The organism is Escherichia coli DSM 30083 = JCM 1649 = ATCC 11775 (assembly GCF_003697165.2).
In the GTDB taxonomy this organism is placed as follows: domain Bacteria; phylum Pseudomonadota; class Gammaproteobacteria; order Enterobacterales; family Enterobacteriaceae; genus Escherichia; species Escherichia coli.
The window spans coordinates 2,678,781-2,703,831 of the sequence record NZ_CP033092.2; the positions used below are offsets into that span (position 1 = coordinate 2,678,781).

At 52.9% G+C, this 25,051-nt stretch carries 27 protein-coding genes and 3 pseudogenes; 7 read left to right on the forward strand and 23 right to left on the reverse strand.

The window, feature by feature from the left end; all coding sequences use genetic code 11:
* The first annotated feature begins 1 nt into the window (after window position 1).
* The 6 genes from trpCF (at window position 2) to yciE (ending at window position 5,069) form a co-directional block, all read left to right on the forward strand.
* Entirely contained in the window at window positions 2-1,360 is a 1,359-nt protein-coding gene (gene trpCF, locus EAS44_RS14020; RefSeq protein WP_001195306.1) for a bifunctional indole-3-glycerol-phosphate synthase TrpC/phosphoribosylanthranilate isomerase TrpF, read from the forward strand.
* Between the two features lie 11 nt (window positions 1,361-1,371).
* Window positions 1,372-2,565, forward strand: coding sequence for a tryptophan synthase subunit beta (gene trpB / locus EAS44_RS14025; RefSeq protein ID WP_000209529.1), 1,194 nt, complete (start codon window positions 1,372-1,374; stop codon window positions 2,563-2,565).
* The gene (trpA, locus tag EAS44_RS14030) at window positions 2,565-3,371 is read left to right on the forward strand and encodes a tryptophan synthase subunit alpha (RefSeq protein WP_000443098.1); all 807 of its coding nucleotides are present in this window, start codon (window positions 2,565-2,567) and stop codon (window positions 3,369-3,371) included. The genes trpB and trpA overlap by 1 nt, the downstream gene beginning before the upstream one ends.
* Window positions 3,372-3,751: 380 nt before the next feature.
* Window positions 3,752-3,931, forward strand: a complete 180-nt coding sequence (yciG, locus tag EAS44_RS14035) for a general stress protein (RefSeq protein ID WP_000134814.1) — start codon at window positions 3,752-3,754, stop codon at window positions 3,929-3,931.
* Window positions 3,932-4,016: 85 nt separating this feature from the next.
* On the forward strand, window positions 4,017-4,517 hold the full coding sequence (gene yciF / locus EAS44_RS14040) for a ferritin-like domain-containing protein (protein WP_001056507.1): 501 nt from the start codon (window positions 4,017-4,019) through the stop codon (window positions 4,515-4,517).
* Window positions 4,518-4,562: 45 nt separating this feature from the next.
* Window positions 4,563-5,069, forward strand: coding sequence for a ferritin-like domain-containing protein (gene yciE, locus EAS44_RS14045; protein ID WP_001079492.1), 507 nt, complete (start codon window positions 4,563-4,565; stop codon window positions 5,067-5,069).
* Between the two features lie 58 nt (window positions 5,070-5,127).
* Here yciE and EAS44_RS14050 read toward each other — a convergent pair.
* The 3 pseudogenes from EAS44_RS14050 to EAS44_RS25580 form a co-directional block, all read right to left on the reverse strand.
* Window positions 5,128-5,253, reverse strand: a pseudogene (locus tag EAS44_RS14050) (OmpW family outer membrane protein); the annotation flags it as partial.
* A 222-nt stretch (window positions 5,254-5,475) separates the two neighbouring features.
* Window positions 5,476-5,745 (reverse strand): annotated as a pseudogene (locus EAS44_RS25890) (DUF4376 domain-containing protein); the annotation flags it as partial.
* Window positions 5,746-5,841: 96 nt separating this feature from the next.
* A pseudogene (locus tag EAS44_RS25580) lies at window positions 5,842-6,018 on the reverse strand (tail fiber assembly protein); the annotation flags it as partial.
* A 149-nt stretch (window positions 6,019-6,167) separates the two neighbouring features.
* Here EAS44_RS25580 and EAS44_RS14060 point away from each other — a divergent pair.
* Window positions 6,168-6,836 (forward strand): class I SAM-dependent methyltransferase, encoded by a 669-nt coding sequence (locus EAS44_RS14060; RefSeq protein WP_000240999.1) that lies wholly within the window; start codon window positions 6,168-6,170, stop codon window positions 6,834-6,836.
* Here EAS44_RS14060 and EAS44_RS25770 read toward each other — a convergent pair.
* From EAS44_RS25770 to EAS44_RS14160, 20 genes are all read right to left on the reverse strand, one after another.
* Complete coding sequence (locus EAS44_RS25770; RefSeq protein ID WP_001309429.1) at window positions 6,781-6,918, reverse strand: hypothetical protein; 138 nt, start codon at window positions 6,916-6,918, stop codon at window positions 6,781-6,783. The two genes, EAS44_RS14060 and EAS44_RS25770, sit on opposite strands and share 56 nt — an antisense overlap.
* Window positions 6,891-7,475, reverse strand: coding sequence for a tail fiber assembly protein (locus tag EAS44_RS14070; RefSeq protein ID WP_000885580.1), 585 nt, complete (start codon window positions 7,473-7,475; stop codon window positions 6,891-6,893). The genes EAS44_RS25770 and EAS44_RS14070 overlap by 28 nt, the downstream gene beginning before the upstream one ends.
* Window positions 7,475-10,582 carry a prophage tail fiber N-terminal domain-containing protein gene (locus EAS44_RS14075; protein ID WP_000216497.1) on the reverse strand — a complete coding sequence of 1,036 codons (3,108 nt, stop codon included), beginning with the start codon at window positions 10,580-10,582 and terminating at the stop codon, window positions 7,475-7,477. The genes EAS44_RS14070 and EAS44_RS14075 overlap by 1 nt, the downstream gene beginning before the upstream one ends.
* Before the next feature lie 151 nt (window positions 10,583-10,733).
* Window positions 10,734-11,333, reverse strand: a complete 600-nt coding sequence (locus EAS44_RS14080) for an Ail/Lom family outer membrane beta-barrel protein (protein WP_001233195.1) — start codon at window positions 11,331-11,333, stop codon at window positions 10,734-10,736.
* Between the two features lie 67 nt (window positions 11,334-11,400).
* A complete protein-coding gene (locus EAS44_RS14085; protein WP_000515772.1) occupies window positions 11,401-14,880 on the reverse strand; it encodes a phage tail tip protein in 3,480 nt (1,159 codons plus the stop codon).
* Between the two features lie 66 nt (window positions 14,881-14,946).
* Window positions 14,947-15,285, reverse strand: a complete 339-nt coding sequence (locus tag EAS44_RS25140) for a hypothetical protein (RefSeq protein WP_001332187.1) — start codon at window positions 15,283-15,285, stop codon at window positions 14,947-14,949.
* Between the two features lie 73 nt (window positions 15,286-15,358).
* On the reverse strand, window positions 15,359-15,934 hold the full coding sequence (locus EAS44_RS14095; protein ID WP_119682227.1) for a tail assembly protein: 576 nt from the start codon (window positions 15,932-15,934) through the stop codon (window positions 15,359-15,361).
* On the reverse strand, window positions 15,898-16,641 hold the full coding sequence (locus EAS44_RS14100; protein ID WP_000140762.1) for a C40 family peptidase: 744 nt from the start codon (window positions 16,639-16,641) through the stop codon (window positions 15,898-15,900). Before EAS44_RS14100 ends, EAS44_RS14095 begins: the two co-directional genes overlap by 37 nt.
* 4 nt (window positions 16,642-16,645) lie before the next feature.
* Window positions 16,646-17,344, reverse strand: a complete 699-nt coding sequence (locus tag EAS44_RS14105) for a phage minor tail protein L (RefSeq protein ID WP_001152522.1) — start codon at window positions 17,342-17,344, stop codon at window positions 16,646-16,648.
* A 59-nt stretch (window positions 17,345-17,403) separates the two neighbouring features.
* Entirely contained in the window at window positions 17,404-17,673 is a 270-nt protein-coding gene (locus tag EAS44_RS14110; protein ID WP_000847398.1) for a phage tail protein, read from the reverse strand.
* The gene (locus EAS44_RS14115; RefSeq protein ID WP_000082348.1) at window positions 17,670-20,243 is read right to left on the reverse strand and encodes a phage tail tape measure protein; all 2,574 of its coding nucleotides are present in this window, start codon (window positions 20,241-20,243) and stop codon (window positions 17,670-17,672) included. Before EAS44_RS14115 ends, EAS44_RS14110 begins: the two co-directional genes overlap by 4 nt.
* Entirely contained in the window at window positions 20,224-20,637 is a 414-nt protein-coding gene (locus EAS44_RS14120; protein ID WP_000533402.1) for a phage tail assembly protein T, read from the reverse strand. Before EAS44_RS14120 ends, EAS44_RS14115 begins: the two co-directional genes overlap by 20 nt.
* 26 nt (window positions 20,638-20,663) lie before the next feature.
* On the reverse strand, window positions 20,664-21,095 hold the full coding sequence (gene gpG, locus EAS44_RS14125; RefSeq protein WP_000479095.1) for a phage tail assembly chaperone G: 432 nt from the start codon (window positions 21,093-21,095) through the stop codon (window positions 20,664-20,666).
* A gap of 13 nt (window positions 21,096-21,108) precedes the next feature.
* Window positions 21,109-21,861, reverse strand: coding sequence for a phage tail protein (locus tag EAS44_RS14130; protein WP_000235110.1), 753 nt, complete (start codon window positions 21,859-21,861; stop codon window positions 21,109-21,111).
* A 7-nt stretch (window positions 21,862-21,868) separates the two neighbouring features.
* Entirely contained in the window at window positions 21,869-22,264 is a 396-nt protein-coding gene (locus tag EAS44_RS14135) for a phage minor tail U family protein (protein ID WP_000683079.1), read from the reverse strand.
* Window positions 22,261-22,794, reverse strand: a complete 534-nt coding sequence (locus EAS44_RS14140; RefSeq protein ID WP_000974980.1) for a phage tail protein — start codon at window positions 22,792-22,794, stop codon at window positions 22,261-22,263. Before EAS44_RS14140 ends, EAS44_RS14135 begins: the two co-directional genes overlap by 4 nt.
* 15 nt (window positions 22,795-22,809) lie before the next feature.
* Entirely contained in the window at window positions 22,810-23,163 is a 354-nt protein-coding gene (locus EAS44_RS14145; protein WP_001204554.1) for a head-tail joining protein, read from the reverse strand.
* The gene (gene gpFI / locus EAS44_RS14150; protein ID WP_000201495.1) at window positions 23,156-23,539 is read right to left on the reverse strand and encodes a DNA-packaging protein FI; all 384 of its coding nucleotides are present in this window, start codon (window positions 23,537-23,539) and stop codon (window positions 23,156-23,158) included. The genes EAS44_RS14145 and gpFI overlap by 8 nt, the downstream gene beginning before the upstream one ends.
* Before the next feature lie 51 nt (window positions 23,540-23,590).
* A complete protein-coding gene (locus EAS44_RS14155) occupies window positions 23,591-24,619 on the reverse strand; it encodes a major capsid protein (RefSeq protein ID WP_000522602.1) in 1,029 nt (342 codons plus the stop codon).
* A gap of 57 nt (window positions 24,620-24,676) precedes the next feature.
* Window positions 24,677-25,024 carry a head decoration protein gene (locus EAS44_RS14160; protein ID WP_000256823.1) on the reverse strand — a complete coding sequence of 116 codons (348 nt, stop codon included), beginning with the start codon at window positions 25,022-25,024 and terminating at the stop codon, window positions 24,677-24,679.
* Window positions 25,025-25,051: the final 27 nt, after the last annotated feature.

Consider the following 25,051-nt stretch of genomic DNA (forward strand, 5'->3'; position numbering starts at 1 on the left):
AATGCAAACCGTTTTAGCGAAAATCGTCGCAGACAAGGCGATTTGGGTAGAAGCCCGCAAACAGCAGCAACCGCTGGCCAGTTTTCAGAATGAGATTCAGCCGAGCACGCGACATTTTTATGATGCGCTACAGGGTGCACGCACGGCGTTTATTCTGGAGTGCAAAAAAGCGTCGCCGTCAAAAGGCGTGATCCGTGATGATTTCGATCCGGCACGCATTGCAACCGTTTACAGAAATTATGCTTCGGCAATTTCGGTGCTGACTGATGAGAAATATTTTCAGGGAAGCTTTGATTTCCTCCCCATCGTCAGCCAAATCGCCCCACAGCCGATTTTATGTAAAGACTTTATTATCGACCCTTACCAGATCTATCTGGCGCGCTATTACCAGGCCGATGCCTGCTTATTAATGCTTTCAGTACTGGATGATGAACAATATCGCCAGCTTGCCGCCGTCGCCCACAGTCTGGAGATGGGTGTGCTGACCGAAGTCAGTAATGAAGAGGAACTGGAGCGCGCCATTGCATTGGGGGCAAAGGTCGTTGGCATCAACAACCGCGATCTGCGCGATTTGTCGATTGATCTCAACCGTACCCGCGAGCTTGCGCCGAAACTGGGGCACAATGTGACGGTAATCAGCGAATCCGGCATCAATACTTACGCTCAGGTGCGCGAGTTAAGCCACTTCGCTAACGGTTTTCTGATTGGTTCGGCGTTGATGGCCCATGACGATTTGAACGCCGCCGTGCGCCGGGTGTTGCTGGGTGAGAATAAAGTGTGTGGCCTGACTCGCCCACAAGATGCCAGAGCCGCTTATGACGCTGGTGCTATATACGGTGGATTAATATTTGTTACAACGTCACCGCGTTGCGTCAGCGTTGAACAGGCGCAGGAAGTGATGGCTGCGGCACCGTTGCAGTATGTTGGCGTGTTCCGCAATCACGATATTGCCGATGTGGTGGACAAAGCTAAGGTGTTATCGCTGGCGGCAGTGCAACTGCATGGTAATGAAGATCAGCTGTATATCGACACTCTGCGTGAGGCTCTGCCAGCACACGTCGCCATCTGGAAGGCTTTAAGTGTCGGTGAAACTCTTCCCGCGCGCGATTTTCAGCACATCGATAAATATGTATTCGACAACGGTCAGGGCGGGAGCGGACAACGTTTCGACTGGTCACTATTAAATGGTCAATCGCTTGGCAACGTTCTGCTGGCGGGGGGCTTAGGCGCAGATAACTGCGTGGAAGCGGCACAAACCGGCTGCGCCGGGCTTGATTTTAATTCTGCTGTAGAGTCGCAACCGGGTATCAAAGACGCACGTCTTTTGGCCTCGGTTTTCCAGACGCTGCGCGCATATTAAGGAAAGGAACAATGACAACATTACTTAACCCCTATTTTGGTGAGTTTGGCGGCATGTACGTGCCACAAATCCTGATGCCTGCTCTGCGCCAGCTGGAAGAAGCTTTTGTCAGCGCGCAAAAAGATCCTGAATTTCAGGCTCAGTTCAACGACCTGCTGAAAAACTATGCCGGGCGTCCAACCGCGCTGACCAAATGCCAGAACATTACAGCCGGGACGAACACCACGCTGTATCTGAAGCGCGAAGATTTGCTGCACGGCGGCGCGCATAAAACTAACCAGGTGCTCGGTCAGGCTTTACTGGCGAAGCGGATGGGTAAAACTAAAATTATTGCCGAAACCGGTGCCGGTCAGCATGGCGTGGCGTCGGCCCTTGCCAGCGCCCTGCTCGGCCTGAAATGCCGTATTTATATGGGTGCCAAAGACGTTGAACGCCAGTCGCCTAACGTTTTCCGGATGCGCTTAATGGGTGCGGAAGTGATCCCGGTGCATAGCGGTTCCGCGACCCTGAAAGATGCCTGTAATGAGGCGCTACGCGACTGGTCCGGCAGTTATGAAACCGCACACTATATGCTGGGTACCGCAGCTGGCCCGCATCCTTACCCGACCATTGTGCGTGAGTTTCAGCGGATGATTGGCGAAGAAACGAAAGCGCAGATTCTGGAAAGAGAAGGTCGCCTGCCGGATGCCGTTATCGCCTGTGTTGGCGGTGGTTCGAATGCCATCGGTATGTTTGCAGATTTCATCAACGAAACCGACGTCGGCCTGATTGGTGTGGAGCCTGGCGGCCACGGTATCGAAACTGGCGAGCACGGCGCACCGTTAAAACATGGTCGCGTGGGCATCTATTTCGGTATGAAAGCGCCGATGATGCAAACCGAAGACGGGCAAATTGAAGAGTCTTACTCCATTTCTGCCGGGCTGGATTTCCCGTCCGTCGGCCCGCAACATGCGTATCTCAACAGCACTGGACGCGCTGATTACGTGTCTATTACCGACGATGAAGCCCTGGAAGCCTTTAAAACGCTTTGCCTGCATGAAGGGATCATCCCGGCGCTGGAATCCTCCCACGCCCTGGCCCATGCGCTGAAAATGATGCGCGAAAATCCCGAAAAAGAGCAGCTACTGGTGGTTAACCTTTCCGGTCGCGGCGATAAAGACATCTTCACCGTTCACGATATTTTGAAAGCACGAGGGGAAATCTGATGGAACGCTACGAATCTCTGTTTACCCAGTTGAAGGAGCGCAAAGAAGGCGCATTCGTTCCTTTCGTCACCCTCGGTGATCCGGGCATTGAGCAGTCGTTGAAAATTATCGATACGCTAATTGAAGCCGGTGCTGACGCGCTGGAGTTAGGCATCCCCTTCTCCGACCCACTGGCGGATGGCCCGACGATTCAAAACGCCACACTGCGTGCTTTTGCGGCGGGAGTAACCCCGGCGCAGTGCTTTGAGGTGCTGGCACTCATTCGCCAGAAGCACCCGACCATTCCCATCGGCCTTTTGATGTATGCCAACCTGGTGTTTAACAAAGGCATTGATGAGTTTTATGCCGAGTGCGAGAAAGTCGGCGTCGATTCGGTGCTGGTTGCCGATGTGCCCGTGGAAGAGTCCGCGCCCTTCCGCCAGGCCGCGTTGCGTCATAATGTCGCACCTATCTTTATTTGCCCGCCTAATGCCGACGATGATTTGCTGCGCCAGATAGCCTCTTACGGTCGTGGTTACACCTATTTGCTGTCGCGAGCGGGCGTGACCGGCGCAGAAAACCGCGCCGCGTTACCCCTCAATCATCTGGTTGCGAAGCTGAAAGAGTACAACGCTGCGCCTCCATTGCAGGGATTTGGTATTTCCGCCCCGGATCAGGTAAAAGCAGCGATTGATGCAGGAGCTGCGGGCGCGATTTCTGGTTCGGCCATCGTTAAAATCATCGAGCAACATATTAATGAGCCAGAGAAAATGCTGGCGGCACTGAAAGCTTTTGTACAACCGATGAAAGCGGCGACGCGCAGTTAATTCCACAGCCGCCAGTTCCGCTGGCGGCATTTTAACTTTCTTTAACGAAGCCGGAAAAATCCTAAATTCATTTGTTATTTATCTTTTTACCGTTTCGCTTACCCCTGTCGAACGTCAACTTACGTCTTTTTTCCGCCCAACAGTAATATAATCAAACAAATTAATCCCGCAACATAACACCAGTAAAATCAATAATTTTCTCTAAGTCACTTATTCCTCAGGCAATTGTTAATACATCCAGAACGTTCCTCAAAATATATTTTTCCACTTTCTTCTCGTTACGCTTAATTTGACTAATTCTCATTAACGACTAATTTTAATGAGTGTCGACACACAACACTCATATTAATGAAACAGTGCAACGCAACGGGAGAAATAACATGACCGAACATCGTGGTGGTTCAGGAAATTTCGCCGAAGACCGTGAGAAGGCATCCAACGCAGGCCGTAAAGGCGGTCAGCATAGCGGCGGTAATTTTAAAAATGATCCGCAACGCGCATCCGAAGCAGGTAAAAAAGGCGGTCAACAAAGCGGTGATAATAAATCAGGAAAATCCTGATTCACCGTTAATTATTAATATCAGCTGATAAAGATAATTGCATCTGCGGGCCGTATGGCTCGCAGTGATTTCACTGGAGAAAAATATGAATATGAAGACCATTGAAGATGTAATTATTCACCTGCTTTCAGATACCTACAGCGCAGAAAAACAATTAACCCGGGCACTGGCAAAACTCGCAAGAGCAACATCAAACGAAAAATTAAGTCAGGCTTTTCATGCGCACCTCGAGGAAACACATGGACAGATTGAACGTATTGATCAAGTTGTGGAATCAGAATCGAATCTGAAAATTAAGCGCATGAAATGTGTGGCAATGGAAGGTCTTATTGAAGAAGCTAATGAGGTCATCGAAAATACCGAGAAAAACGAAGTGCGTGATGCCGCACTGATTGCCGCAGCACAGAAAGTCGAGCATTATGAGATTGCCAGTTACGGGACATTAGCGACGCTGGCTGAACAATTAGGTTATCGTAAAGCAGCGAAGCTTCTGAAAGAGACCCTGGAAGAAGAAAAGGCCACCGACATCAAATTGACTGATCTGGCCCTTAATAACGTAAATAAGAAAGCCGAAAATAAAGCCTGAAATATGAACTTTAACTTTTAGTCATTTTATAAAGAGGACATTTTCATGAATCGTATTGAACATTATCATGACTGGTTACGTGACGCCCACGCAATGGAAAAGCAAGCCGAATCTATGCTTGAGTCCATGGCCAGTCGTATAGATAATTATCCTGAACTACGCGCTCGTATTGAACAACATCTTAGTGAAACCAAAAATCAGATTGTTCAACTGGAAACTATTCTTGATCGTAATGACATTTCACGTTCAGTCATTAAAGATTCCATGAGTAAAATAGCTGCACTTGGGCAGTCAATCGGTGGTATATTCCCTTCTGATGAAATAGTCAAAGGCTCTATTAGCGGATATGTCTTCGAGCAATTTGAAATCGCCTGTTATACCTCACTCTTAGCAGCAGCAAAAAATGCCGGTGATACAGCCTCAATTCCGATTATCGAAGCGATTTTAAATGATGAAAAGCACATGGCCGACTGGCTAATTCAGCATATTCCGCAAACAACTGAGAAATTCTTAATTCGCTCTGAAACTGATGGCGTAGAAGCGAAGAAATAATACCCTTTATACCATGTCCTTATTGACCCCGTAATTACGGGGTCATTTTTGTGCGGAATTAAAAACGATATCCTGCTGAGAACATAAACACCCACGGATCGAGGCGTACGCTATCGTGTTGCTGTGCTCCGCCCAGTTTATAATTGGCAGTGGTATCAATATCCATGTACCAGACTGGTAGGTTTCAAAAAACACAATAACCAATTGTATTTGAAGCAAAAAACAAGACTTTGAGATGTTTTTTTGTACCTTTTTTTTATGTTTTTAACTGTCTGATTTTATTGAAATCTTTTTTAGTTTTGCAGAAGGAATTTTTTACTTGATTGTAACTTTTTCGTTTTTTTGGGGCTAATTGACGCGCAATGCTGGGCGGGGAGCGCACAGCCAAAAAAACCGAAATTGACCGCTAATTACTGCCAATCATCATCGCTCTGATTGAGCGTAAATCATTCAGGTTATTCAGTTCTTCCTTCTGCTCTCGCTGACGTCAATAAATCCCATCATTGCGATCAACCTCATCCTTAACCATTGATGCGAGCAGTTCTTCCAGTTTCTGCGCTGATAGCTTTACCTGGTGATCTTCAGCATCTTCCCGGGCTATTGTGGTTCGCGCAGTGGCTGATTTTGCTGACATCACCACAGGGGGCAGACGGACCATTGAACCATGGCCTCCGGAACAAATAAGGGCAAAAATAACAACCACTATCGAAAGCTCACAAACTAACCGCAGCACGTTCCTGCATACGACGTGTCTGCGGCATAATCCCAATGATTACTCCCTGACAGGATTTGCAGGCCACTCAATATCAGGTGCAGTTGATGTATCAACACGATTCAACAATACCCGATATTTATTCCATGCCTCCAGCAACGATCTTTCTTCCTCCGTTGCGATTTCCAGATCTACAGCATCCTGCAGTGGCGCAATATACTCACTGAATTCCTGGATGTAGAACTGTGTGGTGACGGTCTTCCAGCCATTCGGCTCCTGCTGTATCGAAGCATACCAGGCTATTTCAATATCGCTATGCTGCGGCAGCATTTAACCCCTTGTAATTCATCGCCATAATTGATTTAATTCACAAATAAAACTATAACATGGTGAAATCAATGAAAAAAAACACAGATGATGGGGCTAAAATTTACACACCACTTACCCTAAAGCTTTATGACTGGTGGGTTTTGGGAGTATCAAATCGGCTTGCATGGGGATGTCCTACAAAGGAACACCTTCTTCCACACTTTCTGGAACATGTAGGTAACAACCATCTGGATATTGGTGTTGGAACTGGGTTTTACCTTACTCACGTACCTGAGAGTAGTCTGATATCTTTAATGGATTTGAACGAAGCTAGCCTGAACGCGGCATCTACAAGGGCTGGGGAATCAAAAATTAAACATAAAATTAGCCATGATGTTTTTGAACCTTATCCCGCGGCGTTACATGGTCAATTTGATTCCATTTCCATGTTTTACCTTCTTCACTGCCTGCCTGGAAATATATCTACAAAAAGCTGTGTAATACGCAATGCGGCGCAGGCCTTAACTGACGATGGAACTCTATACGGAGCCACAATTCTTGGCGATGGAGTTGTGCACAATAGCTTCGGTCAAAAACTGATGCGCATTTACAATCAGAAAGGCATCTTTTCAAACACAAAAGATTCCGAAGAAGGCTTAACACATATACTCTCAGAGCATTTCGAGAATGTTAAAACCAAGGTTCAAGGTACTGTAGTAATGTTTTCCGCTTCAGGGAAAAAATAGCATCCAACCGCAGCACGTTCTTGCTTAAGACGTGCTGCGGCATAATCCCAATGATTACTCCCTGACAGGGTTCGTAGGCCACTCAATATCAGGTGCAGTTGATGTATCAACACGGTTCAGCAACACCCGATACTTTTTCCAGGCTTCCAGCAATGAGGTTTCTTCCTCCGTTGCAATTTCCAGATCTGCAGCATCCTGAAGCGGCGCAATATGCTCACTGGCTACCTGCATCAGGTTGTTTTTTGTTTCTTCCGCCTCCCGGATCCGGAACATTTTTTCTGCTTCCGTATCCTTCACCCAGGCTGTGCCGTTCCACTTCTGAAACTCCCCTTCCGGCGATAACCAGGTAACATTTTCCGGTAACGGACCGAGTTCAGAAATAAATAACTCGTCCCCTGACGCTACGTCATAAACCGTTTTACCCCGATGGTCTTCAACGAGATGCCACGATGCCTCATCACTGTTGAAAACAGCCACAAAGCCAGCAGGAATATCTGGTGGTGCAATATCGGTACTGTTTGCTGGCAGACCTGTATGAGGCGGAATATATGCGTCACCTTCACCAATAAATTCATTAGTTCCGGCCAGCAGATTATAAATTTTTATGGTCCGTGCTTGTTCACTCATTCTGAATGCCATTATGCAAGCCTCACAATATAGTTAAATGCGATGTTTTTGACGGTGTTTTCCGCGTTACCAGCAGCGTTAACGGTGATGGTGTGTCCATGTGAACCAATCGCAACGGAGTGCGTATGCGCACCAATACCTACAGTATGTGCATGTGCGCCAGAACTTGCTGCAGTACCAGACAGCGAGTGGGTATGAGCACCTGCTGACTGTGTCTGAATACGTTGATAATACGATCTACGGGAAGAAGTCCCCGGGCTTACTTGATACTGTGAATCCTGGACATAAGTGAACCCACCGCCATCATAAAATGCTAACGCAGAACCGCCGCCTCCTGGCCAACGAATACCATTACCATGAGTATGATCACCGGCAGACCCCGTAGAGCCACTCAGACTGTGCGTATGCGCCCCGGTGTTATTCGTGGATTTGGTTCCGTAATCAAACGACGATGTGTTTTTCGTCCCCAAATCCGTACTGGATGCGCTGGCGCTGTGGGTGTGCGATTTAATGCCGTCCTGTTCCTGAGACAATACGGCACGACCACTGGCGGGTTTGCCCTTAATCGTCCAGCCACGCATATCAGGGATCACGCCTGACGGATAAGCGGCTGCAAGTTTCGGGTATGCAGATTTGTCAAAAGTCTGCCCCTGCATCAGGGCATAGCCAGACGGAACGGTATCTGATGGCCACGGGATTGGTGCGCCAGGCGGATAAAACTGCTCTGATGGCGTATAGAGTGAATAAACTGTACCGTCCGTTAACCCTTCCGGCTTATTAGCAGAATATGCTGGTGACGTATGAATCGTCACGCTGGCATTACTGGTATAATCCCATTGAATATTTACACCAGTCGCATAATTTCCGATTGCAACGTAAATATCGTAAGTATCACCAGATGTATTGACCCAGGCAAAATTTGTAAACCCTGTCGATGTGCGCTGCCATAAAGCACCAGTAATCCCCTTCGGATTACCATTACCTGCACGCAAAACAAGTTCAGATATACCTGCCTGTTGAGGTGACCCCACGTTAAATCCCGCACCACCAATCAACGTAATTGAAACAACAGAACTCGCCTGTGGCATGGTTACCGTTGCTAATTTGAACCAACCAGCACCACCGCTGAATGACATTGTTGTTGAGTTAAGCGTACCAATATCTTTCGGCGTCAGTGTTATATCCGCTGAAAGCGCCTTACCATTCACCTTACGGGCAGAAGGTACCCGACCATTCGCATTATTATTAGCTGCTTTCACTGCTTTCGGTGTCGCGGCAAGCGTTTCAGATGCGCTGTTGGTTGCACTACTGAGCTGGACAATTCCTTTTTGTGCTGTCGTAGCGTCCTGAGCAGTATATTTCCCGTTAGCAAGGTCATAGGCTGCCTTTACCGACTTTGGCGTTGCCGCCAGCATTTCAGATGTGCTGTTGGTTGCACTACTGAGCTGGACAATTCCTTTTTGTGCTGTCGTAGCGTCCTGAGCAGTATATTTCCCGTTAGCAAGGTCATAGGCTGCCTTTACCGACTTTGGCGTTGCCGCCAGCATTTCAGATGTGCTGTTGGTCGCGTTGCTAAGCTGAACTATCCCTTTCTGTGCTGTCGTTGCATCCTGTGCGGTGTATTTCCCGTTAGCCAGCTCATACGCGGCCTTAACGGCTTTTGGCGTTGCCGCCAGTGACTCGGAAGTGCTGTTAGTCGCACTGCTGAGCTGTACTATCCCCTTTTTCGTCGTGCTCGCATCCTCAAGCGCCACGGCGGATGCAATATCCTCTGCCCGTTTTGCCGCTGTCTCAGCGCGCGTTGCCGCGGATTCCGCCGTACTTTTGCTCTGAGCTGCCGCCGTCGCACTGCCAGCTGCCTCTGTCGCCTTCGTGGATGCCGTCGTGGCGCTGCCCTTTGCTGCTGACGCCTGTCTGGTCGCCTCATCTTTTGAAGCAGACGCAGATGATGCCGATGACGCCGCCGAACTGGCGGACGATGCGGCAGCCGTTTTTGAGGATTCTGCGCTGGTTTCCGACGCTTTCGCGTTCGTCTTGGATGTCTTCGCTGCGGAAGCAGACCTCGCTGCTGCGCTGGCCTGTACAGCGGCTTCGCCAGCCTTCGTTGTGGCTGTTGAAGCAGACGATGCAGCACTTTCTGCCGATTTTCCGGCGGCGGTGGCACTGGCTGAGGCCTGCCCGGCACTTGTTGACGCGGCACTGGCAGATAATGCAGCCGCTGTTTTTGAGTCTGCCGCAGCTGAGGCGCTCTGTCCCGCTGCCGTTTCAGAAGACCTGGCGTTCGTCTCGGACGTTTTTGCCGCCTTCGCAGAATTTGCTGCCGCCGTTGCCGAGGAAGCTGCGCTGCTGGCGCTCGAGGCTGCGTTCGTTTCTGATGATTTTGCCGCCTCTTTTGAAGCCGACGCATCCCGTGCTGAAGTGGCTGCTTCTGACGCTTTCGTGGTCGCGGTGGATGCAGAAGTGGCTGCTGATTGTTGTGACGCTGCGGCATTCGTTTCTGACGTTTTCGCGGCACTGGCGCTGGTAGCTGCCGCGCTTTTTGATGACTCTGCAGCAGCAGCACTTTTTGCTGCTTCACGGGCCTTTGTCGATGCCGTTCCTGCGCTGGAAGACGCTGACTGAGCCGACGACGCGGCCTGTCCGGCTGACGTGCTGGCGGCACGTGCTGAGGCTGCAGCATCGGTTGCATGAGTTGCCGCCTCGCTGGCTGATGCACTGGCATCGCTGGCTGATTTTTTCGCGGCTGCCGTATTCTGTGCAACCGCGGAGGCGTTACGTGACACCTCTTCCACCATCTGCTCAAAGCGGCGCAGTGCCTCCGGTCGGACATCATCCTCCGTCATGGCACCGAGAAAATCATTCAGCGTACCTGGTCTGGAACCTTCATAGACGGTAATGGTCCCGGCATGTGAAGGCGGAAAACCTTCAACCAGCAGGGTGACGCTGTACTGACCATGCTCAACATCCATGCTGTAACGTCCGGCTTCATCCGGATTTTCAGAGGCCACCGTGTTCACCACCACCGTGCTGCTGGTTCGTCTGGCCTTCAGCACAATGGTGCAGTTCTGTACTGGTTTTCCTGTGCCATCTTTAAGCACGCCAGAAATTTTTACTGTCATACTTTTCCACCAATAAAAAAAGCCCGCAGCAGTGACGCCACGGGCTTCAGGACAGTGTAACTTTACGTTTCCTCAAACGCAGTTCACCCCATAAAGTGGATGAACCTGCGTATCATAACAATATTTACAGAAGATAAATCGGCGTCTGTTGTCAGAAACGGTATCCGATACCAACAATAAATGCATCCGTTCGCCAGTCGCCACTACCGGAACCTTCATAAGCAAGGTCAATGGTCACGGATTCGGTCGGGTTAAACTGCACGCCAGCCCCCCACGCCAGAGACGTGTTGCTGTGGCGACCGTCATCACTTCCGGTCAGCACATCGTGCGTTTTCCCCTTGTTGTCAGTTACGCGGAGATAATCCCCGGAGAAAGTCGACACACGGCTGTAAGCCACACCCGCCATCGAATACGCGCTGAACCATTCATTCACGCGTACAGACGGCCCCGCCATCACGCTGAACCAGCGGTTACGCACGGAATCTTCATGCCAGCGGGTATCGCTGTAGTGCGTTTTTTGCTCATCCTCAGCATTGGCATAACTGAAGGACGTAATCAGCCCCAGCGCGTCCGTAAACTCATAACGGTATTTCACGTTAATCCCGTTCAGATTATCGCTGCCGGGAGCGTTCGTACGGGCATGAAGATACCCCGCGCTCAGTGTGGACTGATGTTCAGACGCCCATGCAGGCGCACCGGATACGGACAGACAGATGGCTGCGGACAAAATGACTGCACAAACTTTACGCATAATTACCTCTCGCTTTTCTGCAATAAAAAAGGCGCCATTTCTGGCGCCCGTATATGGGTTATAAAATTCAGCTGATACTGATGCCTGCGGTGGCTTTCTTCATCACCACAACCAGCAAATCGCTGATACTTGCTGTGGGATACCAGTTATTCACCAGCCATGCTGACACCGAAAACTCCAGCGTCATGTGGCCGCGACCAGCTGGCATATCAATAACACCACTGTAAATCAGCGTATTATCCAGCGCGGTACGGTTATAAATTTCAGCACCGTTTTTCCGTACTATCAGGCGGCATGACGAATAAATATCGTTATTCTCCCGCTCATGTTTAGCGCCGCTGAATGCCACCGCCGGAATAACAATCTGCCGGTCAAACGGCTGATCGTCATAAACCCTGACGGTGATGGTCCCTGATGGCCACCGTTCCGGTGCACGGGAGTCCCGGGGGAAAGCTTTGCCCACTGTTTTAACGAGATCGCCTTCAATCTGGTTGGCGGACAATTTTCCCAGAACCCGACAGTTCTCGTTAATCGTGACGTTGTTGAGCGTCCCGGAGTTCGCATTCACGTTACCGCTGATATCGGCATTTTTCGCCGTCAGCCGCCCGTCCGGTGTCAGGGAAAATGCCGGAGGATTACCGCCGCTGGTAATGGTCGGAGCCGTCAGGCGTTTCAGGAACACGTCGTTCATGAATATCTGATCGCCCTGACCAACAAACATCGGCTTTGTGTTGCCATTCGCAGGATTAATCATCGCAATCCGGTCAGCAGCCAGAAGCACCTGACTCTGCATACCTGCTGGCGTATTCTCAATACCGGCTCCGATACCCGCAATATAAAGGCGTCCGTCCTTCATCTGCTGCAGTTTCACGGCCCACATGCTGTTCAGGTTATTATTTGTATCAACCTGAACTTTCTGTATCTGCTGGATTGCCGCACTCTGGTCTTCCAGTTTTTTATTGACGGTCTGCGTGATTTCATTGCTGACATTCGTAATGGACGTCCTGATTTCAGCCAGGTCCGGCGCAAGCTGACCGTTATCAATCTGCGTCCACAACTCCTGGGCCAGATGTGTTTTCCCGATTTCTCCTTTGAAAAAATCCAGGTAACCTTCCGCATCATCGCTCGCCCGACCGACAGCCTCCACGAATGCCGATTTGCCAACGGTGTTCACACTGCGAACGTAAAAATAATAATCATGGCCCGGTTTGATATTGATACTGGCGGCTATCCAGTACAGCGCCGTACCAAGATAGCGGGCTGTGGTTTCAACCTGCCTGATATCGGTAATCCGCTTTTCCGAGAACCAGAACTCAAACTGTACCGTCGGGTCATAAACAGCAAGATGCGGCGTGGCGGTTATCTGAAAATAGCCCGGCGTCAGCTCAATCCTCGACGGTGCTGCCGGTGCGGCAATCCGGAACGATACCGACGCCGGATCGCCCTGCTGCCCCCGGGCATTTACCGCCCGGACTGTCAGCCTGTAGTTCCCCAGCGCCAGTTGCGTGAAGCGGTATGTGGTTTCCGTCGTCCGGGCCGTGCTGACCAGTCGCTCACTGCCGTCGTCCGCTGTTACGGTCAGACGGAGCAGGAAGCTCACGCCCTTCACCACCTTCGGTGTGTCCCATCGCGCCAGCACCTGATATTCCCCGCTGTCTGCAGTGACTTCGGCGGTCAGGTGCTGCACTGCTGGCGGCGTGACACCATTCACCGTGCCGCTCTGGTCACCGTCAAAGTGCGCCCCGTTATCCACGATGGCTTCTTTCTCCGGTACATGCTGCACGGCGGTGATGGCATACGTGCCGTCATCGTTCTCACGGATACTCACGCAGCGGAACAGGCGCTGGCGCAGCGTCGGCAGCTTCAGCCCCCACACGCTGTATTCTGCAACGCCGTCAGGAACACGGCTCACTTTCACCTTCACGCCGTCGGTGACGGACTGGACCTCCACGCTGACCGGATTACCCTGACCGTCAACCAGGCTTATCAGCGTGGTACCGGAGGATGGCAGCGTGATTTCACGGTCGAGCGTCAGCGTCCGGGTCTGGCTGTTCACCGCCAGCACGCGCCCGCCAATGCTGATCCCCGCATAGTCATCATCGCAGATTTCAATAACATCACCCGGTACATGGCGAAGCCCTTCTGCGCCGACGCTGAAATCCACGGTCTGCGTCTCCAGCAGTTCCGTTTTAATCAGCCACAGCCCGGCGCGGTGTGCCTGCCCCCGGCTGGTACAGCCAAAGGCATCCATCTTCGTGACGTTACGACCGTAACGGGCAATGGCCTGCGTGTCCTCCACAAGCTCTGTCGCCGTCTCCCAGCCGTTATCCGGGTCAATCCAGTTCACCTCAACAGCATTATGGCGGTCTTTCAGGGCGCTGAAGCTGTAGCGGAACGGCGCACCATCATCCGGCATCACCACATTACTGCGGTTATAGGTCCACACCTTATCCGACGGTCGGTCCTGCACGAACGTCAGCGTCTGCCCGTTCCATACCGGCATACAGCGCATCGCCGAGCAGAAATCACTGAGAACATCCCACGCCTTGCGCTGTGTGGTCAGGTAGGCATTACAGGTGATGCGCGGCTCCGTGCCACCAAAGCCATCCGGCACCGACTGGTCGCAATTCTGGCCGATGACATACAGCGCCCATTTGTCCACATCCGCCGCACCGAGACGCTTCCCCATGCCGTAGCGCGGATGGGTCAGCATATCCCACAGACACCAGGCCATGTTGTTGCTGTATGCTGGCTTAAACGTCCCGTCCCAGATACCGCTGTATTGCCGCGTCTGCGGGTTATAGTTCGACGGCACCTGCAGAATACGCCCGCGCAGATGATAATTACGGCTCACCTGCTGGCTGCCGAACTGCTCCGAGTCCACCTGCACGCCGACCAGTGCCGTGTTCGGGTAGCACTGTTTCACATCGATGATTTCGGTGTATGACGACCAGAGCGTTTTGTTCTGCAGCTGGTCTGTGGTGCTGTCCGGCGTCATCCTGCGCATCCGGATATTAAACGGGCGCGGCGGCAGGTTATCCACCACCACCGAGGCCAGATACTGCGAGGTGGTTTTGCCCTTAATGGTGATGTCTTTTTCCGTCACCCAGCCACCGTTACGCTGGATCTGAACCAGCAGGCGGACTTCCGACGGATTCCTGTCCCCCTTTGAGGTGGTTTCCACCAGTGCCTGCACACCGAAGGTAAAGCGCAGACGGTCGATGTTTGCCGACGTGATGGTCCGGGTGATCGGCGTGTCATATTTCACTTCCGTACCCAGCACCGTCTCGGAGCCGGAGGATTCAAATCCCTCCGGCGGTGTCTGCTCCTGCTCACCTGCCCGGAACACCACCGTGACACCGGATATATTGGTATTCCCCTCACTGTCCAGCACCGGCGTACTGTTCAGCAGCACGCTTTTTAATCCGTCCACCGGACCTTCAACCGGCCCTTCGCTGATGGCATCGATCACACTCAGCAGCTGCGTGGACTTCAGGTTGTCCCTCGCTTCGCGCGGGGTATGCCCCTTACTGCTTCCTTTACCCATTCCTCACACTCCATAAACAACAAAGCCGCCCAAAAGGCGGCTCATGAGTTACGACAGGATTAACTATTATTTACATGCATTAACACTATCAGCAAAAATTTTTGGCGTTAATGCTGGTACACGTTCATAAAGAGTAAAACTACTGCCATTTCCTGCTTTTTTGATATCAAGCACAACATCATATCCCCCCATAGCCTGTGGAACTAAAAGGCTTACCCCATTCTCAATAGGAAGGGATGTTATAGGTGTTCCATTACCAGCCCATTGTCTGGATATGCAGCCTGACAATTCATCAATATTTTTTAATGAATTACCTTCCATTACAGGTTTTCCGGATTTTACGTAATCCAAAGATTTACATCCTGTTAAGGCAATAATCGTGCAGAATAAAATCGTTTTGTTCATATAGCTAACCAATAGAATAATTATCAGTGTTCGATATAAATATTAAATTAGTTAGAACATGAGTAAAATAATATTACCGCCCAATTACCACAACCTGACCACCATCCCCTTCATCTGCCGTGCTGATCTCCTGAGATGCCACACGTGACCCCACGCGCATTTCACCGTACAGAACAGGCAGGACATTGCCCTGGGCAACCATGTTATCCAGTGAGGAGAAATAGGTGTTCTGTTTGCCGTTATCCGTTGTCTGTGTACGGGGAGTTCTGGCTTTCGGTGCCAGCATCTGCGCCACACCACCAAGCGTCATCGCCGCACCCATTGAAAAGAGAATGTCACTGAAAGCGATACTGATCCCCGGCATCCAGATTGCCGTAGCAATCAACGCCGCACCCAGCACCGCCTGAAACACACCGCCACTTTTTGCTCCCGCAAGACGCGGCACGATGTGGATCACGGCACCATTTGCCAGCGGCTCATTAAGACGGGATGATAATTCGGTTTCTCCTGCATCCCGCCCGGCAATCCGTACCTGATACCAGCCATCGCTCAGTTTCTGACGAAACGCCGGGAGCTGTGTGGCCAGTGCCCGGATGGCTTCAGCCCCCGTTTTCACACGAAGGTCGATGCGGCGGCCAAATCGTTGCAAATCCCCGTAAAGGCAGATGCGTGCCATTCCCGGTGACGCCAGAGGGAGTGTGTGCGTCGCTGCCATTTGTCGGTATACCTCTCTCGTTTACTCAGTTGTTCAGGAATATGGTGCAGCAGCTCACCGTCGCCGCAGTAAATGGCGGCGTGATTCGGCACCGATGAACCAAAACAGCACAGCAGCACATCGCCCGGCTGCGCCTCTGTCAGTGCGACACGGTAAAAACCAGTAGCCTCCATATTGTCAAGATAGAGATTCTGACCGTGACGCCACCAGTCATCCCCGCGATGAAAATCCGGCATCTCAATCCCCGCCAGATGGTAAGCATCCCGGAACAGTGTGTAACAGTCTGTCACCCCGTACTCAAAGCGCCGCCCGGTGAGATGCGGCACACAGCGGAACTTGTGAATCGCCCCCCGGCAGACCAGCCACCACGGCAAATCGCTCTGCACCTGCAGCCGCCGGTCAGCCTCACTCAGCCAGGGCAGACCACCGGGGTGGCTGTGGACCAGCGCCACAATCTCACCCTGCATCTCTGCCTGCAGCCAGTCCTCCGGAGCCATCCGGAAATACGCCTCCGGCTCACCGGAGATATTCACGCAGGGGAAATATCTTTCCCCCTCCGGCGTGCTTACCACGAAGCCGCACGACTCCGCTGGCGCACATCGCCGGGCGTGCGCCAGAATCGCTGATTCTGTCTCTGTCATGGGATTACTGCGAAAGTTTGTTAATGGAAAGGAAGCCGCCAAAGTTGCCGACGTTATTGCGAAACTTACAGCCGCTCAGGCATTTGCTGCATTTATCCTTCGTGATATCGGACGTCGGCTGGTCATATTCATCCGCGACTGCCGGACCGTGATAACCGCACTCATCACCGCGATAGGTCCAGGTGCAGGTGTTGGCCAGCATGATACGCCCCGGAAAAACAGCGCCATCCGTTTCCGTCGGCGTGGACAGTACAAAGGAGGCACTCACCGCGCTCAGTTCGCTGCACTGCTCGATGCGCCAGCGGCTGATCACCTCCTGCTCCGGATCGGCGTCTCTGTTTCCGTTGACGAAGTTCACCGCATCCAGAAAACGGGCGTAAACCTTACGCCGGACCACCGTTCCGCCGACCAGACTCTGCATATCTTCCACCATACCGGTGACCATGCCGTACAGGTTAGAGACTGCCAGCGTGGGCCGCGTACTGGTGCCTTTGCCATTCAGTTCAAAACCGCTCCCCTGAATGGGATACGCCTGATACTGCCTCCCCTGCCAGGTGACCGGCTCACCTTTTTCGTTCTGCTCATTACAGAAAAAATAACGTTCTCCACCGACCTCTGTCAGATCGATTTCCCAGAGCACCACGCTGGCCGACTGCTCCGCACGGGTGCATTCATTCAGTGTTTCCTGCCGGATATCCTGCATCAGTTCACCACCTGTTTAAACTCTGCGCTGAACCCAACACGCAACATACTGACCTGCGACTACCATTTTGCGCAGGTCACCTTTATCTGCCTGTAACCATAAGGCGGCGTCCACAGAAAGGCCTTCCAGCCCCCGTGCTCAGCCAGAAACGACTCCAGCGCCGTGGCCTCCTCACGGGAGACAGACAGCGTCACGCTGTACGTTTTCAGGTCAGCGTTCAGCCCGGCAGGCGCACGCTGGGAATAGCCATCACCAAAGCGCACCTCCCTGACGGAAGGAGCCGATGTCACATCCATCCCGGGTTTCACTTTCCAGCGGAAGGTTTTCATCGTCCACCTCCGGAGAACAGTCCACCATCACGCATCTGTGTCTGAATTTCATCACGGGCACCCTTGCGGGCCATGTCATACACCGCCTTCAGAGCAGCCGGACCTATCTGCCCGTTCGTGCCGTCGTTGTTAATCACCACATGGTTATTCTGCTCAAACGTCCCGGACGCCTGCGACCGGCTGTCAGCCAGACTGCCCGGTGTACCGACATAACCACCGGTGGCATAGCCGCGCATCAGCCGATAGAGATTCCCCACGCCAATCCGGCTGGTTGCCTCCTTTGTGAAGACAAATTCACCACGGTGAACAATCCCCGCTGGCTCATATTTGCCGCCGGTTCCCGTAAATCCTCCGGTTGCAAAATGGAATTTCGCCGCGGCGGCCTGAATGGCTGTACCGCCTGACGCGGATGCGCCGCCACCAACAGCCCCGCCAATGGCGCTGCCGATACTCCCGACAATCCCCACCATTGCCTGCTTAAGCAGAATTTCTGTCATCATGGACAGCACGGAACGGGTGAATCCCCGCCAGTTCTGTTCGCTGCCGGTCAGCATCGCCGCCATATTCTGTGCAATACCGTCAAAGGTCTGCGTGGCCACACTTTTAACCTGCGAAAAACTGTCCGTCGCACTTTCCGCCCACTCTCCCCAGCCGGACTTCATCCCGGCCATCCAGCTTCCACGAAGCTGCTCCTCCGCAGACCAGGTGTTCTTCAGTGCCGATGTGGCCTTCGCCAGCGCAGCCGGATTATCACCGTACACCTCACGAAGGCGCTGCTCTTCCGACTCCCGCTGCGCCTGACGGTCGGTGAGGCCGCGGGCTTTTGCGCTGATTGCCGCCTGCTTCGCGCTTTGCTGCTGTTCAAACCGCGCCGCCTGCTGTGCCAGCTCATTCAGCCGCTTCTGGTGTTCAATCTTGTCTCCCAGCTCAGCCAGCTGGCGTTTGTACTCCAGCGTCTCTTTCTCATGAGCCAGCAGGGATTTTTCCTGCTCAGATAACTGCCGTTTCGTGGCGGCCTCTTTCAGGACCACATACTGACTTTCCGCTTCCCATAAATCCCGGCGCTGCTGGCTGATTTTCTCATTCACACCGCTGTGTTTTTCCAGCGTCCTGAGCTCGGTTTCAAGCGCCAGCAGGGCTGCATGCGCCCGGTCTTCCTGGCGCTCACCGGCAGACACCTTCACACCTGACGGCTTTTTCAGCGTCGATTCATAATCCTTTTTTGCCGACGCCATCAGCGTGTTGTAATCCGCCTGCAGGATTTTTCCGTCTTTCAGGGCCTTATTCAGCTCTTTCTGACGGGCGGTATATTTATCCAGCGGCGTCTGCAGGCGCTCATACGCCTTCTGCGCCTCTCCGGTATACTTCAGCTGTGACGACTCACGCTCAGCCCTGTCCCTTGCCGCCAGTTCACCGGCTTTTTCCATATCCGACTGCAGCGTGGCCGCTGCCAGACCCAGACGGGCATTTTCCCGGTCATCCCATGCCCCCTGAAGGTTCGCACGAAAAGAGGAGGTCTTTCCCCGGCGCTGGCTCCGGCTCTGGTACCACTGCCATTTTTTATCCGCCTCATCAAATGCCTTCTGCGCACTGGCGAGCATATCCGCTGAGGATTCCGGACGACCGATATCCAGAATGGCATCCCACATCGATTTGAATGCCTTCCCTGTTTTATCCGCCCAGGTCTCCAGTGTTCCCATGTTTTCTTTCAGGCGACGGGTCTGCTCATCAAAGCCTTTCGTGGCGATATCGTTCGCCGCCTGCAATGCCCCGGCCTCGTCTCCGGAACGCTGCAGCTGTGCAACATACGCAATCTGCTCTGCCGTCACGTTACGGAACTGGCGCGCCATCGCCATCAGTCCCGACGTCGGGTCAGTGGTCAGCTTCCCGAAGGCTTCAGCGACTTTATCCACCTCCACACCGGATGCAGACGCAAAACGCGCGACACTCTGGTTGATGGCATCAAACTGTTCACCACCACGCACACCGGCATTCACCAGGGCTGCCAGTGACTCTCTCGCCTGGTTAAACGTCAGCCCTGCTGCCTGCCCGGCTCTTGAGAGCGTCAGCATACGATCGGCAGTCAGTCCGGCCTGATTGCCGGAAAGGACCAGCGTTTTATTAAATTCTGAAAGCGTGGCGTCGCCCTGGTACCAGGCGTACGCCAGCGCACCTGTCGCCACCGCCAGCGAGGTGACCCCGACCATCGGCAGGGTGATCGCACCGGCAAGCCCCCTGAACATGGGGATCATCCCGCCGAAGGAGTCCTTCACCTGACCGCCCTGTTGCAGCAGGATCAACCAGGGATTCTGACCACCGGCAAGCTGCGTGGCGATATCCGTAAACTGTGCGGGCAGGGTTCGCATGGCCGCTTTATACTGCCCGACGGAAATCCCGGCTTTTTGTGCAGCCAGCGCCTGGCGGCTCAGGCCCTGTTCAACAGCACTGGCGGTTTTTCTGGCGTCGGTATCCAGACCTGAAAAATGACGCCTTACCCGGCTCATCTGCTCATCGAAACGGACAGCATCCAGACTCAGGTCAATAACAAGATCACCAACCGGCTGGGACATATCTCACACCTCCCGGAATCCCCGCTGAAGCCATCATTAATGCGGCATCATCCACCATGACATCCGCCACATCCGCAGACGATAAAATATCGCGCCCTCCGTCCCCACCGAACCGGACGCCTCCGGCAAGTCCTGCCGCTTTCTGCATCAGCATTTTGTCCTCATCCGGCCTCTCCACCTGCTCTTCCTCATGCCGGGGGACAAGCAGACTGAAATCAGAGGGATGCATATCCGGATCGCAAAAAAACAGGCTGAGTACAGCGTACGTCAGCCCGGAAAAATGCATATCCAGCTGGGTATCCTGAAAATAATGCGTGCGGTAAAAACGGTGCCAGTCGGCATATTCGGTGGATGTCATCCCGGCAAGCATGGCGCGCCAGTCGGGTCTCCCCATCTCACGCGCCAGTCTGAGGGCAAAGTTCAGCTCGCCGTCGAAGACTTTCCCGCAGAAAAATCATCATCAGTCAGCGTGTTATTTTTCGCCACTTCAGTAATATCAGTATCCGGACGAACAGCTTCGATCATCCCGGACAGGCACAACACCACGTCTTCCGCCCGGGCAATGGCATCGGCAGGCCAGGTGGTGAGCACTTCCTGCTCTATCTTCATCACGGCCTCATTCATTGACGGTGACTGCGTTTTCTGTGGATGGTTATGCCACAGGGACATCGCCACCAGAAACGCGCCGGTTCTGACGAGATCTTCCACGCTTACCTGCAGGTTGCCGCAGGATTCTGCCTGTTCTGCACGCCGTTTCAGGAGGGCAAGATGCTCGATACGCTGCAGCGCAGACAATTCGGAAAGCGTGACAGACACACCGTTATATTCAAATTGTTCTGTTTTCAGAAACATGTATTACCTCCGTTTACCCTGCAGCGCCCGCTTCAGTAACGGTGACTTCAGCCACTGCGGCGAACTGACCATTTCCGCTCACCACAGGGATCTGCACCTTACCTGTCGCCACGCCGTTTACCGTAATTGTCATATCTTTCACACTAATGGTGGCTTTCGACGGATCGGCGGAAACCGCTCTGAACGTCTTGTCGGTTGCACTTTCCGGCTCAAAAGAAACCGTCAGGGTGGTTGTTTTCCCTTTTGCCACCGTACCGGATGTCGGCGTCACCTTAATCGCACTGACCGGCGTAATTTTGCTGCGTTCTTCCGCTACAGAAGGTTTACCCACGTTAGTGACTTTCACCGTGCGGGTGATCACTTCTTTCGCCGTCACGGCCTTACCGATACTGCTGACCCAGCCACGAAACACATCCACCGTGCCATTCGGAAAACGGATTTTATAGGCCCGGACATCGCCGCTTTCAAACCAGCCTATAAGCCCTTTCTGGCCTTCCTCTCCCGGTTTCCAGGCCAGCGTAAAACTGGTATCACCTGCAGATTTCTGCCCCTGCCCGGTCGCGGTCCAGTCCGCGTCTTCATCATCCAGGTAGTTATCATCGTAGGATTCTGCCGTCATCTCGCCCGGCGTCAGATCCTTCACCTTAGCCAGTCGCTGCCAGTCATCGTCTGACAACGGGTTTGCATAAGCATCACCCTTGCCGTTGTAAACCCACAGAGTGGTACCGGCACCTTTTACCGGCTCAAGGGGATTTGGTGTTGCCATATCGTCCTCACATCTCGTATGTAATGGAATAAGTCAGATCTGCAGAACTCCATAACGCCATATCGTCATCACGACGATACTCATAGCCCTGCGTAACCATCGTGGTAATCAGTCCTGCCAGTGCCGGGATCGCGGTCATCGCCGGGTAAATCCGGCTTTCCATCCACTGATCAAGCTCTGAATCCGGTACCTGTGCCGGTAAAAACACCTCAATATGCAGCGTGGCCCGCCAGGTATCTGCATCCAGCTCTTCACCGGTATACTCTGCATCCGTCAGATAAACCGCGATCGCAGGAAAATCCTCTTCGTCAAAAACAACGGGGCGACCATCAAACAGCGTCGCCCCGTGTTCATGCTGCTCGAGTGCATCCAGCACTGCGGCACGAATGTCAGTGTGTTTCATCGTTTTATTGCAATCCTCAGTTGTTGTTTCAGCGCGTATGCCAGTTCTTTAGGCAGGCGTTCACGCCGGATACGGTCAACATTCTCATCAAATGCCTGTTTCAGTGGGGCCGCCATCGGGATTTTCACCACATCAATGGGGTAACGGTTTTTCCCGGCCACACGCTGCATGACATGCCAGCGACCATTTTTTAATCTCTGAATAAATGCCCGCTGATACCGATGCTGACCGGCTTTAAGTATGCTGTTCGGGCGACGCCCCAGCATCCTGATCCCCAGCTTAATCACAGGGAGATCACCGCGGTTAACGATAATTCTGGCATTCGGATTTCTGACCGTCGCCCGTTTCAGTCTGGACCGTTCCTTAACCAGTTTCCGGCGAACCTTTGTCTCCCGGGCAACCTGTGATGAAGACTGATTAATCGCCGTTGTGGCCACGCGGTTAATGGCCATTGCTGAAGCCGCCGGAATGGCGTTTTTACGAACCCGGCTCAGATTGTCAATCGCCTGATCAAGCCCTTTTATCGCCATAATTTCACCCTGCGTTTATCGTCGCCGGTTAACTGCGGGTGGTTGACCACGGTTGAGCCAGAGATAACAGCTGCCCCCGTCATCCGGAGAAACACGATCCACCCAGAATATCTCACCATTAATGGTCAGCGTGTCACCACGCCGCACGGCACGAACCGTATCCGTCCGCACAAATAATGACGGGCTGCTTCCTTCAATACGGACCCCGCCACCGGCAAACCCCAGCGACTCCGGATCATCAAAAACCCCCTGAACTTCGCTGCCACACTGTGCCCCCGAGGTGAACTGCGCACAGAGCCCCATCACTTCAACGATCGTACTGTCTACCCCGGCGAGGGCAGCATCAAAGGCATTCTGAAAATCACGCATATTCAGCCGTTCCGTGCTGTATCATGGCCGTTGCCAGTGATGATGGCACCAGAACACGCATACCCCGTAACGCCAGCTCAACGGGACGACCTGTCTCCGGGCAATACCCCATTACTTGCAGGCACTTCCGTACCCGGACGGCTTTAACATCATCCGGAGCATCCGTGTTGTTCAACTGCTCACCATCGTCTGTGTGATTTTGATCAGCCCCGCTCTCATCAGAGTGCATAATGCCCTCCGGGGAAACAGCAAGCTCCTCTTCCCACTCAGACACACGTTGAGCAATATCCGCAGCACTCCCCGACATATCCGCCTCGCGCCCCAGCAGGTCAGCCAGTTGACGAAGACGATTCAGATTTTCTTCTTTTGTTGCCATCTCAGCCTCCTGTGAAAAAAGACACGGGGGCATTTCGCCCCCGCTCACGGATTATTTCACCTGTACCACCACAAACTCATCCGGATCCGGCAGCACCATCAGCGGAGCGGACTGCGTCATGGTGAATTCACAGGACGGATCGCCCACGGTCAGCCAGTGTTTCGGGTAACGGGAAGAAGCCACCACTCCTTCAGACAACGCCTGTGCATCCTTAATGGCACCATAGCAACGAATCCCCTCTGCCGCCGTATTCCCCAACACCAGCATGCCCTCCGGCAGATAACGTTTTTCGGTACCGTCCTCTGCCACATAAGACGTTTTCGCCACCACAATGGCCAGATCGCCGTAATACCCCTTGAAGGACACCACTGCGCCCAGATCTTTCACTGCCGTTTCGAGTTGTGAATTTGAGCCGCGACGGGTATCCAGTTTTTCGCGGAACAGCTTAAAGCCATTCAGCAGACGCCAGACCGTACCGTCCATAATGGCGATATTCACAAGGCCGCTGGCCTGATCGCAGTAGAGGTCAATATCATGCGTCGGATCAAACGTATCACGGTCCTGCTCAGACCATTTTTTACCGTCAGCCTGCTCAATGTTATTTCCTTCAGAGCGCCCGAAATCCACCTCGACAGTATCAAACTGCTCCCCTTCCATGGTGTATTTGCCATACAGCACGGCATTCACCGCCTGCATTTCTTCCACCTGGACAATGGCGTGCTCTTCCTGTTTGAGGTTATCGGTAATGATACGCAGACGACGGTAGGCCGGGTCGTTCAGCTGAGCCGGATCTTCACCAGGAAGGCGCTCAACCGCCTGCTGGTAATTAAATTCGTGTTTCGGCTTGACGTAGCCCGGACGTAACACGCGGGTTTCACCACCGCGATGGCGAAGCACTTTTCCTTCAACGATCGGGGAGACATAGGCCGCCACCGGCGTTTTTCCGGTAATTTTGTCCAGCATCACCTCTTCGGTGTGGAAATTCACCGTACGGCGGAAAAACAGCTCCAGAAACAGCGCACGGAATTTCACTTTTTGTTCGGTATAACCGAGTAACTGGCGGGTCGTAAACAATCCCATAAATCAGTTCCTTTCATTCAGAAATCAGTCAGGTCACCATGGTGGCCTGATAACGTGTTACGGCAGCGCCGCGTGACTCAGGGCTGTGCCGGCAAAGGCATTTGCCTTTTTGTGTTCATCCACACTGTCAGGCCAGCGGATTGCCTCCGTCGCAAAGGTCCCCGACTTGTAATAGGTCAGCACCGTCTCTGTGCCTTCAAGCGGCAGTACCAGTATGCCAACCGCACTACCGGCTTTCTGTCCATCCCAGACCACCAGTTTCCCGGTGGCTTCATCCAGCATCAGGGGCGTCAGAGCCGGTGTTGCAGAAGAAATCCCGCTGCTGCCTGTGGCGGTATGAGCCGGATCATTACCGGCAAAAATACGTACTTCCGCACGCTGTTCAGTGATGGTTTTCGTCACCATTTTGTTAAAACCTCATATTGATGGTCA

What these genes read in the sequence shown, in the direction of transcription:
- EAS44_RS14060 (WP_000240999.1), top strand. Translation starts at nt 6,168, where the DNA reads ATGGTGAAATCAATGAAAAAAAACACAGATGATGGGGCTAAAATTTAC.
- trpB (WP_000209529.1), top strand. Translation starts at nt 1,372, where the DNA reads ATGACAACATTACTTAACCCCTATTTTGGTGAGTTTGGCGGCATGTAC.
- EAS44_RS14135 (WP_000683079.1), bottom strand. Translation starts at nt 22,264, where the DNA reads ATGAAACACACTGACATTCGTGCCGCAGTGCTGGATGCACTCGAGCAG.
- trpCF (WP_001195306.1), top strand. Translation starts at nt 2, where the DNA reads ATGCAAACCGTTTTAGCGAAAATCGTCGCAGACAAGGCGATTTGGGTA.
- EAS44_RS14080 (WP_001233195.1), bottom strand. Translation starts at nt 11,333, where the DNA reads ATGCGTAAAGTTTGTGCAGTCATTTTGTCCGCAGCCATCTGTCTGTCC.
- EAS44_RS14100 (WP_000140762.1), bottom strand. Translation starts at nt 16,641, where the DNA reads ATGACAGAGACAGAATCAGCGATTCTGGCGCACGCCCGGCGATGTGCG.
- EAS44_RS14110 (WP_000847398.1), bottom strand. Translation starts at nt 17,673, where the DNA reads ATGAAAACCTTCCGCTGGAAAGTGAAACCCGGGATGGATGTGACATCG.
- trpA (WP_000443098.1), top strand. Translation starts at nt 2,565, where the DNA reads ATGGAACGCTACGAATCTCTGTTTACCCAGTTGAAGGAGCGCAAAGAA.
- gpFI (WP_000201495.1), bottom strand. Translation starts at nt 23,539, where the DNA reads ATGGCAACAAAAGAAGAAAATCTGAATCGTCTTCGTCAACTGGCTGAC.
- EAS44_RS14070 (WP_000885580.1), bottom strand. Translation starts at nt 7,475, where the DNA reads ATGGCATTCAGAATGAGTGAACAAGCACGGACCATAAAAATTTATAAT.
- EAS44_RS14130 (WP_000235110.1), bottom strand. Translation starts at nt 21,861, where the DNA reads ATGGCAACACCAAATCCCCTTGAGCCGGTAAAAGGTGCCGGTACCACT.
- yciE (WP_001079492.1), top strand. Translation starts at nt 4,563, where the DNA reads ATGAATCGTATTGAACATTATCATGACTGGTTACGTGACGCCCACGCA.
- EAS44_RS14155 (WP_000522602.1), bottom strand. Translation starts at nt 24,619, where the DNA reads ATGGGATTGTTTACGACCCGCCAGTTACTCGGTTATACCGAACAAAAA.
- EAS44_RS14115 (WP_000082348.1), bottom strand. Translation starts at nt 20,243, where the DNA reads ATGTCCCAGCCGGTTGGTGATCTTGTTATTGACCTGAGTCTGGATGCT.
- yciG (WP_000134814.1), top strand. Translation starts at nt 3,752, where the DNA reads ATGACCGAACATCGTGGTGGTTCAGGAAATTTCGCCGAAGACCGTGAG.
- EAS44_RS14160 (WP_000256823.1), bottom strand. Translation starts at nt 25,024, where the DNA reads ATGGTGACGAAAACCATCACTGAACAGCGTGCGGAAGTACGTATTTTT.
- EAS44_RS14085 (WP_000515772.1), bottom strand. Translation starts at nt 14,880, where the DNA reads ATGGGTAAAGGAAGCAGTAAGGGGCATACCCCGCGCGAAGCGAGGGAC.
- EAS44_RS25140 (WP_001332187.1), bottom strand. Translation starts at nt 15,285, where the DNA reads ATGAACAAAACGATTTTATTCTGCACGATTATTGCCTTAACAGGATGT.
- EAS44_RS14145 (WP_001204554.1), bottom strand. Translation starts at nt 23,163, where the DNA reads ATGCGTGATTTTCAGAATGCCTTTGATGCTGCCCTCGCCGGGGTAGAC.
- yciF (WP_001056507.1), top strand. Translation starts at nt 4,017, where the DNA reads ATGAATATGAAGACCATTGAAGATGTAATTATTCACCTGCTTTCAGAT.
- EAS44_RS14140 (WP_000974980.1), bottom strand. Translation starts at nt 22,794, where the DNA reads ATGGCGATAAAAGGGCTTGATCAGGCGATTGACAATCTGAGCCGGGTT.
- EAS44_RS14120 (WP_000533402.1), bottom strand. Translation starts at nt 20,637, where the DNA reads ATGGGGAGACCCGACTGGCGCGCCATGCTTGCCGGGATGACATCCACC.
- gpG (WP_000479095.1), bottom strand. Translation starts at nt 21,095, where the DNA reads ATGTTTCTGAAAACAGAACAATTTGAATATAACGGTGTGTCTGTCACG.
- EAS44_RS14105 (WP_001152522.1), bottom strand. Translation starts at nt 17,344, where the DNA reads ATGCAGGATATCCGGCAGGAAACACTGAATGAATGCACCCGTGCGGAG.
- EAS44_RS14075 (WP_000216497.1), bottom strand. Translation starts at nt 10,582, where the DNA reads ATGACAGTAAAAATTTCTGGCGTGCTTAAAGATGGCACAGGAAAACCA.